At 57.6% G+C, this 9485-nt stretch carries 7 protein-coding genes and 1 rRNA gene; 4 read left to right on the top strand and 4 right to left on the bottom strand.

The window, feature by feature from the left end; genetic code table 11:
* Positions 1-4 precede the first annotated feature (4 nt).
* From rrf to CW267_RS16550, 3 genes are all read left to right on the top strand, one after another.
* A 5S ribosomal RNA gene (rrf, locus tag CW267_RS16560) occupies positions 5-120 on the top strand.
* A 520-nt stretch (positions 121-640) separates the two neighbouring features.
* Positions 641-916 (top strand): DUF2574 family protein, encoded by a 276-nt coding sequence (locus CW267_RS16555; RefSeq protein ID WP_012542998.1) that lies wholly within the window; start codon positions 641-643, stop codon positions 914-916.
* A 323-nt stretch (positions 917-1239) separates the two neighbouring features.
* Positions 1240-1557 (top strand): hypothetical protein, encoded by a 318-nt coding sequence (locus CW267_RS16550; protein WP_012542997.1) that lies wholly within the window; start codon positions 1240-1242, stop codon positions 1555-1557.
* A 40-nt stretch (positions 1558-1597) separates the two neighbouring features.
* Here the strand turns inward: CW267_RS16550 and CW267_RS16545 are convergent, their stop codons facing one another.
* The 3 genes from CW267_RS16545 to CW267_RS16535 are packed head-to-tail and all read right to left on the bottom strand — an operon-like array spanning position 1598 to position 6530.
* Positions 1598-2722, bottom strand: coding sequence for an ABC transporter permease (locus CW267_RS16545; RefSeq protein WP_012542996.1), 1125 nt, complete (start codon positions 2720-2722; stop codon positions 1598-1600).
* On the bottom strand, positions 2722-5466 hold the full coding sequence (gene rbbA / locus CW267_RS16540; RefSeq protein WP_080923734.1) for a ribosome-associated ATPase/putative transporter RbbA: 2745 nt from the start codon (positions 5464-5466) through the stop codon (positions 2722-2724). The genes CW267_RS16545 and rbbA overlap by 1 nt, the downstream gene beginning before the upstream one ends.
* Positions 5463-6530: an HlyD family secretion protein gene (locus CW267_RS16535; protein ID WP_008807610.1), complete on the bottom strand. Its 1068-nt coding sequence runs from the start codon at positions 6528-6530 to the stop codon at positions 5463-5465. The genes rbbA and CW267_RS16535 overlap by 4 nt, the downstream gene beginning before the upstream one ends.
* Before the next feature lie 403 nt (positions 6531-6933).
* Here CW267_RS16535 and CW267_RS16530 point away from each other — a divergent pair, with 403 nt between their 5' ends.
* Positions 6934-8328, top strand: a complete 1395-nt coding sequence (locus CW267_RS16530) for a diguanylate cyclase (protein ID WP_040972698.1) — start codon at positions 6934-6936, stop codon at positions 8326-8328.
* A gap of 48 nt (positions 8329-8376) precedes the next feature.
* On the opposite strand, the gene trpS is transcribed toward CW267_RS16530, so the two are convergent.
* Positions 8377-9384 (bottom strand): tryptophan--tRNA ligase, encoded by a 1008-nt coding sequence (gene trpS, locus CW267_RS16525; RefSeq protein WP_100781590.1) that lies wholly within the window; start codon positions 9382-9384, stop codon positions 8377-8379.
* Between the last annotated feature and the right edge of the window lie 101 nt (positions 9385-9485).

Raw genomic sequence — 9485 nt, 5'->3', positions numbered from 1 at the left:
TTTGCCTGGCGGCGATAGCGCGGTGGTCCCACCTGACCCCATGCCGAACTCAGAAGTGAAACGCCGTAGCGCCGATGGTAGTGTGGGGTCTCCCCATGTGAGAGTAGGGAACTGCCAGGCATCAAATAAAACGAAAGGCTCAGTCGAAAGACTGGGCCTTTTGTTTTGTCTGTTGTCTGTCGGTGAGCGCTCTCCTGAGGAGGACAAATCCGCCGGGAGCGGATTTGAACGTTGCGCAGCAACGGCCCGGAGGGTGGCGGGCAGGACGCCCGCCATAAACTGCCAGGCATCAAACAAGAGAAGAGCCCATCCTTACGGATGGGCTTTTTGCGTTTCAGTGGTCCGGCAACCGTGCCGGCATGTCTCCCCGGTGGCGCTGCGCTTACCGGGGCTACAAACCGGGGCTGACTGGTAGCCCGGACAAGGTGCGCAGCACCGCCTCCGGGGAAACATCCGGCCCGACCGCCTGGTTCGTTAACATCAGTAATACCTATCACATTAATAGGTTATCCTGCAATTGTCCTTACTAATAATATGGATTATCTTCCCTGCGTGATGAATCAACGCATCATCTCTCCCGAGGGAGAAAAATAGAAAGCAACTCGCTTATTTCTCATCCTGTTAACTGGTTATAAAGTCAATGAAAAAACCGCTAATTGGGATTCTGGCTTTCGCTTATGGACTAAGCTTACCTCTGTTTGCTGCTGATACCGCCACATTAACGCTCTCCGGGCGGGTGGTTTCAGAAACCTGCAGTACCGATATCGTCAATAAACAACCTCAGCAGCGTTGCGGAAAGAATACCTATCTTATTGCTTCGCAAAATAGCGTGACGAATGCTCGCGGCGTGATCACGCGGACGGTGAATTTACCGGATGATGCAAGTCGGAAAATAATTATTAGTAGTTACGATTAATATTATCTCTCTATTTCAGCGCCAGTTTATTGTGCCTCGGTAAAATAATGGCGCTGCCTCTTCCTCCCGCAAAATAACGCACTTACGATTCAGAAAAAATATTTCCGTGACTGAATACTTCGCTCCCGGATGTATTGTGGCAAACGGTATGCTTCTTCCCTGTTTTTGTCTTAATGAGCTACATCATTAACACTTTGTTAACTTGATCTGGTTTATATGGCGGAAAATTTGTTATACAAAGAGGGATGATTGCCTGTATGGATGCTGCCCGAAATACCTTGCGAGACATATGCAGGTTATCGGCTGGCAATATGAGAATAGAAATGAAAATCCTGCTTAACTGGTCGCCACTGCGCCAGCTCTTCACTTACATTCAGGAGCGCTTTACCTTTCTGGTGCTGCTCTGCTGGCCAGCGATTATCTGGCTGTTCTGCCGGGTCGGGGTGTGGCTCACCGATAACGTGTACGAGCTGTTGGGGAAATCACCCGCCCAGTCCTTCACCGTCTACCTGCAGCCGTTTATGACCCCCGGCACGCTGCTGCGTATCTCCATCAGCTGGATTGTCTTATTGTTTATCCTGTTTAGTATGGCGATGGCCTTCACCTGGGGTTTACGTCGCTTTATGAACCGCCACAAATAAATCCCTGGGCCGCCGTAAGTCGACGGCCCTTCTTAAGCCCTTACGCCATCTCGCCAATAGTCTTACGAAAACGCAGCAACGCGATAGTAAAGAACACCCCGCCGATAGCCAGCAAGGTTAAGAACTGCGGCCAGACGATGGCAAAGCTGGCGCCACGGTACAGTATCGCCTGCGCCAGACTGACGAAGTGGGTGGTCGGCATGGTCAACATAATATCCTGTACCAGCTGCGGCATACTTTCCCGCGGCGTGGATCCGCCGGAAAGCATCTGTAGCGGCAGCAGCACCAGAATCATCAGCAGCCCCAGCTGCGGCATCGAGCGGGCGAGGGTGCCCATAAAAATGCCGATTGAGGTCGTGGCGAACAGGCTGAGCGCCACCCCCAGCATAAACAGGGGAATCGACCCCTCAATGGGCACCTGCAAAATCCCCTGCACCATCAGTATCAGCGACAACCCGGAGACCACCAGCACCACCAGGCCCATCGACCAGATCTTGGCCATCATGATTTCAAACGGCGTTACTGGCATCACCAACAAGTGCTCTATGGTGCCATGTTCCCGCTCGCGGATCAGCGCCGAACCGGTGAGGACGATCGCCAGCATGGTGATGTTATTGATGATCGCCATCACCGCGCCAAAGCGCTCCTGCTCAAGGTTAGGGTTAAAACGCATCCTTACCGCCAGCTCTACCGGCAGTACGCTGTTATCCCGATAGCGGGCGACAAAACTGTTGACTTCGCCACTGATAATATTCTGGATATAGCCGTTGCCGGTAAAGGCCTGGCTCATGCGCGTGGCGTCGACATTGACCTGGATTTCCGGCTGCCGACCGGCCAGCACATCGCGCTGGAAGTTAGGCGGGATGTTGATGGCGAAAGTGTAGCGCCCGGCATCCAGCCCGGCGTCCATCTCATCAGCGGTGATCAGCTCCGGCTCAAGAAACCAGGGACGGTAGAAAGCGTTAATGATGCGTGAAGAGAGCTGGGATTTATCCATATCAGCAACCGCGATCGGCGCCAGGTGCAGCGAACCAGGCATCACCGTGGCCGAGGAGTACACCGACACGGTAAAAGCAAACACGATCAGCGCCAGCATGGCTTTATCGCCGAGCAGGCTGCGCAGCTCTTTGACGCCAAGATTATAAATATTGCGTAATCCGCGCATCATTCCTCCTGTTTCTTCAGCAGCAGCACGCTCAGCCCGAGCACCAGCGGCACCGCAATCAATAGCGGAATGAACGAGCCCCACAAATCGCTGAGATTCAGCGCTTTGGAGAAGGTGCCGCGAGCGATAGTCAGGAAGTGGCTGGTCGGATAAATTTGCCCGATCCAGCGCCCGGGCCCTTCCAGCGACGCCACCGGATCGATCATCCCGGAGAACTGGGTTGCCGGGATCAGCGTAATGATCGCGGTACCGAAGATGGCGGCGATTTGGCTCTTCATAAAGGTTGAGATCAGCAGCCCCAGACCGGTGGCGATGGTGACATACAGCAGCGCCGCCAGGGTCAGCGTCAGGAAGCTGCCCTTATGCGCGACGCCAAAGACAAAGACCGACAGCGCGCACAGCAGGAAGAAGTTAAACATCCCCAGTACGATGTAAGGCAGCTGCTTGCCGAGCAGGAATTCGCTGCGGGTGGTTGGCGTCACGTACAAGTTGATAATCGATCCGAGCTCTTTCTCACGGACTACGCTCAGGGCGCTGAGCATCGCCGGGATCATCATCAGCAGCAGCGGGATCACCGCCGGGACGATGGCCGGCAGGCTCTTCACGTCCGGATTATAGCGATAGCGGGTCTCGATGGAGATGAGCGAGGTATCGCGCTGTGGGCTGCTCTGCCGGGCGGCCATCTCCTGCAGCCAGGCGAGATGCATCGCCTGCACGTAGCCGCGCACGGTTTCCGCGCGGTTGGGCATCGCGCCGTCCACCCAGACGCCGATTTGCACCGGTGTGCCGCGGGCGATATCGCGACCAAAGTTCGGCGGGATCTCTATTGCCACCGCCAGTTCGCCGTCACGCATCCGGCGGTCCAGTTCGTCATAGCTGTGCAGCGGCGCCTGCTCGATAAAGTAGCGTGAACCGGCTATATTCTGCGACCAGCCCTGGCTGCTGAGGGTTTGATCGCGGTCGAGGACGGCAAAGCGCAGATCCTCAACGTCCATGCTGATCCCATAACCCATGATAAACATCAGGATCACCGTCCCCAGCAGCGCCAGCGTCGATCGCACCGGATCGCGGCGCAGCTCCAGCGCCTCGCGGCGGCTGTAGCTAAACAGGCGGCGTAGACTGAAGGCCTGCCGTGGGGCCGCGTGTTCCGAATGCAATGCGACAGCAGACGTGGGTTCATCTGGTACTGGAGAGGACGGTTGGGCCTCTTTAAGCCAGGCGATAAACGCCTCTTCGAGGCTGGCGGCTCCGCGCTGCTCGACCAGCGCCTGTGGCGTATCGCTGGCCAGCACCTTGCCAGCATGCATCAGGGAGATGCGATCGCAGCGTTCCGCCTCATTCATAAAGTGGGTGGAGATAAATATAGTAACGCGATCCTGGCGCGCGAGGTCAACCATTAGCTGCCAGAACATATCGCGCGCTACCGGGTCGGCGCCGGAGGTCGGCTCATCGAGGATCAGCATCTCCGGGCGGTGGATGACCGCCACCGCTAACGACAGGCGCTGACGGATCCCCAGCGGCAGATCGGCGGGAAGCGCGTCTTTAACCTCGGTCAGCATAAAGCGCTCGCTCATCTCAGCGACCCGGTGGGCTATTTCGTCGTCCGGGATATGAAACAGGCGGGCGTGCAGCTCGAGGTTTTGCCGAACGCTCAGTTCGCTATAGAGCGAAAAGGCCTGTGACATGTAACCGACCCGCTGGCGGGTGGCGATATCCTTCGGGTCGACCGGCTGGCCGAACAGCCAGGCTTCACCTTCGCTGGCGGGCAGCAGGCCGGTGAGCATCTTCATGGTGGTAGATTTGCCGCAGCCGTTAGATCCAAGGAAGCCAAAGATTTCGCCGCGGGCGATGCGAAAGTTAACGTGGTCGACGGCAACAAAGTTGCCGAAGCGCATGGTCAGGCCGCGCGCTTCGATGGCGATCTCTTCCTCGCGGCTGTCGCGCGGCGGGATAACTACCGTCTTATGCGCTTGACGTTGTGCTTCAGGTAGCAGGGCGATAAACGCCTGCTCCAGGGTCTGGCTGCCGGTCTGGGCTTTGAGCTCCGCGGCGCTGCCAGTCGCCAGCACCTCGCCGGCATTCATCGCCACCAGCCAGTCAAAGCGCTCGGCCTCTTCCATGTAGGCGGTAGCGACCAGAACGCTCATCTCCGGCTGGCGCTGGCGAATACTGTCGATAAGCTCCCAGAACTGCGCCCGGGAAAGCGGGTCGACGCCGGTGGTCGGTTCATCAAGGATCAGCAACTGCGGGTCGTGGATCAGCGCGCAGCACAGGCCGAGCTTTTGCTTCATCCCACCGGAGAGTTTACCGGCGGGGCGATCGCGAAACGGCGCCAGCCCGGTGCTCTGCAGCAGCTCGTTGATGCGCAGTTCGCGCTCGGCTTTATCGTGACCAAACAGGCGGGCGAAGAAGTCGACGTTTTCATACACCGAGAGGGTGTGATAGAGGTTTTTCCCCAGCCCCTGTGGCATCCACGCGATTTTCGGGCACACGTCGCGGCGGTGATGCACATCACGCATATCGCCGCCAAGCACCATCACGTTACCCTGTTCAATGGCCCGCGCCCCGGCGATCAGCGAGAGCAGGCTCGATTTGCCGACGCCGTCCGGGCCAATCAGACCAACCATACGCCGTGCCGGGATCGCCAGGCTGATATCCCGCAGCGCGATGGTGGCGCCATACTGCTGGCCAACGTTTTCCAGCAGGGCGATGGGGGGCGAGGTATCCTGCGGCGTCAGTTTCATTGCGGCAACCTCACCGTTAGCGCCTCAGGCCAGGGTTGTTGTTTATCCACCCGCACGTAAGCCATGCCGGGCAGGCCGGTTTTGACATATTCCAGATGCTGCGCCAGCAGCTCCGGCGGGATGCGCGCTTTGACGCGGAACATCAGCTTAAGGCGCTCGTCGCTGGTTTCTACCGTTTTCGGCGTGAACTGGGCGACGCTGGCGACAAAGCTGATGTTGGCCGGGATCACCAGATCCGGCGCGGCATCAAGGATCAAGCGCGCTTCGCTGCCGAGCGCCAGCAGGCCTGCCTGTTCGGTTGGCAGAAAGAAGGTCATATAGACATCAGCGAGATCGACCATGTTCAGCACCCGGCCACCGGCGGCCAGGACTTCGCCTGGCTCAGCGACGCGATACTGAATGCGACCATCACGGGGTGCTTTCAGCTCGCTATCGTCAATATCGGCAAGGATCCGCCGTTCGGTCGCCTGGGCGGCTTCGACGCGGGTTTGCGCCTGAATAATGCTGGTGCGGGCAGCTTCGATGGCGGCGCGGGCGGCAGAGACCTGGGCTTTTGCCGATTCCAGCGCCGCGCGGGCACTCTCTGCTGCCGCTCGGTCGTCATCCAGCTGCTGGGCGGAGACGGCGCCGCGCTGCGACAGGGCATTCGAGCGGACATGGCGTTTCGCCGAGGAATCCAGCTCCGCCTGGCGCTGCTTCACCACTGCTTCGCTGGCGCGCATTTCACTCTGCCGCTGATCGAGCAAGGCTCTGGCGGCGAGCACCGCGCTTTCTGCCTCCTTGATTTGTGCGGCGGCTTCAAGACGCTGCTCGTTCAGTACGCGGGTATCCATCCTCGCGAGGACTTCTCCCTGACGCACAAACTGGCCCTCTTTGACCAAAATCGTGTCGATACGCCCGGCGATTTTACTGGCAATATCGACTTCGGTGGCTTCGATTCGGCCGTTGCTACTGGCAAAACCGTCCGGGAGACCTGGCGGGCGCAGCAGCCACCATGCGGCGGCGGCGAGCACCACCAGTAAGCCGACAAGATACCCTGCCCAACGTTTCTTTATTTTGTCCATACGCGACTCGCTTGATTCCCTTTGCTGAGTGGTGCGCGTGTTTCCTCCGCCGAGCGGAGCGTCCTCCTTGCGAGGGACGAAAAGGTGGGGATAAAGGCCGCTGACGCCGCGCTCTGCCGCGTCGATGCGCAGCCGATCGCTGTGCTACTTATGTGGTCATCATCAGCGATCCTGGCCTTAATGAAACACGCATAGTGAGAGCTACCGTCATCGCGATAGTAACATTCGTGGCGATGTTGTCCATACGAAGTACATGGTCTTGTCGGTGCGTTAACAGAAATACCCACCGTCAGGATAAAACCGCGAAAACAGGGCGCCTGTTTTGTTATCTGGTTGCCCCCCGGTAACTACGATATGATTCCGCTCCTGGCATTGAGAAACATCCGACGAGTGCTTTAATTTCATGAATGAAGAAAGCCAAAAATATATCGCCGTGATTTTTAAGGAATGGTTACCGCTGTATGACAGCCTGACGCCGGACGTCCGTGCATTACTTAAAAAAATGGCCGATGAGCGATCGTCGATGTTAGCGACCCGCTTTTACGATTTTATTTTTCAGGATCCGGATATCGCCAGGCACCTCTCTTATGAGCTGGTTGAGGAACGTCTGAGCCGCTCTCTGGCGGGATGGGTACAGCAGATCCTGACCTGTGAAAAAGAGGATCTTCAGGCTCTTGCGGAGCGCCAGTATCAGATCGGCAGCATTCATTCGCGGATTGGCATCCCGGCAGAGGCGGTGCTGCGCGGCGCGCGGCAGATAAAATCCGGGCTGGTGGAGGCGATTCGTGACAGCCAGGTCGCGCGGGACACCGGGATAGCGGCTATTCATTACGCGATCATGGCGATGAATATGGCGGTGGAGATGATGTGTCACGCCTATACGCTGTCGCATTATCGGGCTACCAAAAATGAAGAAGCTTTTCGTCTGTACAGCCTGATGGATAACGTCCCGATGGAGTATGGCAAGCAGCAGGCATCGCTTTCGGGTTGGGAAAATAGTGCGATTTTTAATATCGTCAGCGAGAACAGGACGGACCTTAACGCAACGTTATTATCTGAATCCGAATTTGGTTTGTGGTTTCGCCATAAATGCGTTCGCTATTTTAACCACAATCCGCAGATGGGGGAGATTACTGAGTTGATCGGTCAGGTGGATGCGCTGATTACCGAATGGCGTACCGCGGAACAGGATGCTGGTTATAAAAATACTCAGAGCCTGCTGCAAAAGATCCATATCCATTGCCAGCACATCAGCAGCCAGCTGGGAGTGTTATTCAGTAGTCTGTCGCAGATGCAAAATGGCAAAGACGCACTGACCAACCTGCTTAACCGTCGCTATCTGCCGGTGGTGCTCAAGCATGAAGTCACCCTGGCGATTGAGTATGACCTGCCGCTGACGGTAGCGATTATCGATATTGATTTCTTTAAAGAGATCAATGACAAATGGGGCCATATGGTCGGCGACCGCGCCATTAAGCACGTAGCCGATCTGCTCAGCGATAATATTCGCTCCAGCGACTATCTCTTCCGCTACGGCGGCGAGGAGTTTCTGCTGGTGCTGGTGGAGACCCGTGCGGCAGAGGCTTCCCCTCTCCTTGAACGTCTGCGCAAAAAGATTGGCCAGCTGGCGTTTAACGTTGGCGGCGACACGCAGATCCCCATCACCGCCAGCATTGGCTTTGCCGCCCACACCGGTCACCCCGATTACAACCTGCTGCTGCGCGACGCCGATAACGCGCTGTATGCCGCCAAGCGCGAGGGGCGCAACTGCGTGAAGATGCACAAAGGCGGGGGATAAAACCGTAGCCCCGGTAAGCGTAGCGCGACCGGGGAAGGGCTCTGAAACTCAGAACAGCACCGGCAGCCCCAGCCCGCGCTTCACCTCATGTAGCGTCTGCTGCGTGAGCTGGTGGGCACGTTCGCTGCCCTGGCGCAGCAGCTCAAGCAGCATCCCTTTATCCTGAATATAGGTAGCCCGGCGTTCGCGGATCGGCGCCAGTAGCGCCTGCAGGCAGGTTTCCAGTTCATTCTTACACTGGCGATCGCCCAGCCCGCCGCGCTGATAGTGGGCTTTCATCTCTGCCACCAGCGCCTTATCGCTATGGAAAGCGTCGAGATAGGTGAACACCACGTTGCCGTCGACATGTCCCGGATCGCTGACTCTCAGGTGCGTCGGGTCGGTATACATCGCGCTGACCGCGCGGTGGATCTCCTCTTCACTGGCCGATAACGTCAGCGTATTGCCCAGCGATTTCGACATTTTGGCATTACCGTCGACGCCCGGCAGGCGGCTCACTTCGCTGAGTAGCGCCTTGCAGTGGCGCAGCACCGGCTCGCCGGTGAGGCTATTCATCTTGTGGACGATCTCGTTGGTCTGCTCAATCATCGGTAGCTGATCGTCACCCACCGGCACCAGCTCGGCCTTGAAGGCGGTGATATCGGCCGCCTGGCTAATCGGATAGGCAAGAAAGCCCACTGGCAGCGAACGGGCGAATCCCTTTTGGGCAATCTCATTTTTGACCGTCGGATTACGTTCCACGCGGGCGACGGTGACGATATTCATATACAGCGCGCTGAGCTCCGCCAGCGCGGGCAGAGCGGACTGCAGGCAAATAGTGGTGAGCCTGGGGTCGATGCCGACGGCCAGATAATCGGCCATCACTTCGAGGATATGGTGGCTGATTTTTTGTGGGTTGCTGCCGTTATCGGTGAGCCCTTGCAGGTCGGCGATCAGGATAAACTGCTGGTGGTCGTGCTGCAGCGCGACGCGCTGGCGTAGCGAGCCGATGTAGTGGCCAAGGTGCAGCTGGCCGGTCGGCCGGTCGCCAGTGAGGATGGTTTGCGAATGGTTCATCAGGGACTCCTTATCAGACTGTTCAGCCGAAAGACGTCCTGAAAACACCAAAGCCGCCTTCCGGCGGCTTTGAAAATGGAAACGTGTATCGTGCCGCCTGT

The organism is Klebsiella sp. X1-16S-Nf21, from assembly GCF_002837615.1.
GTDB lineage: Bacteria > Pseudomonadota > Gammaproteobacteria > Enterobacterales > Enterobacteriaceae > Klebsiella > Klebsiella variicola.
Note: the sequence above shows the minus strand (reverse complement) of the source record. Positions and strands in the feature narration are given on the sequence as shown.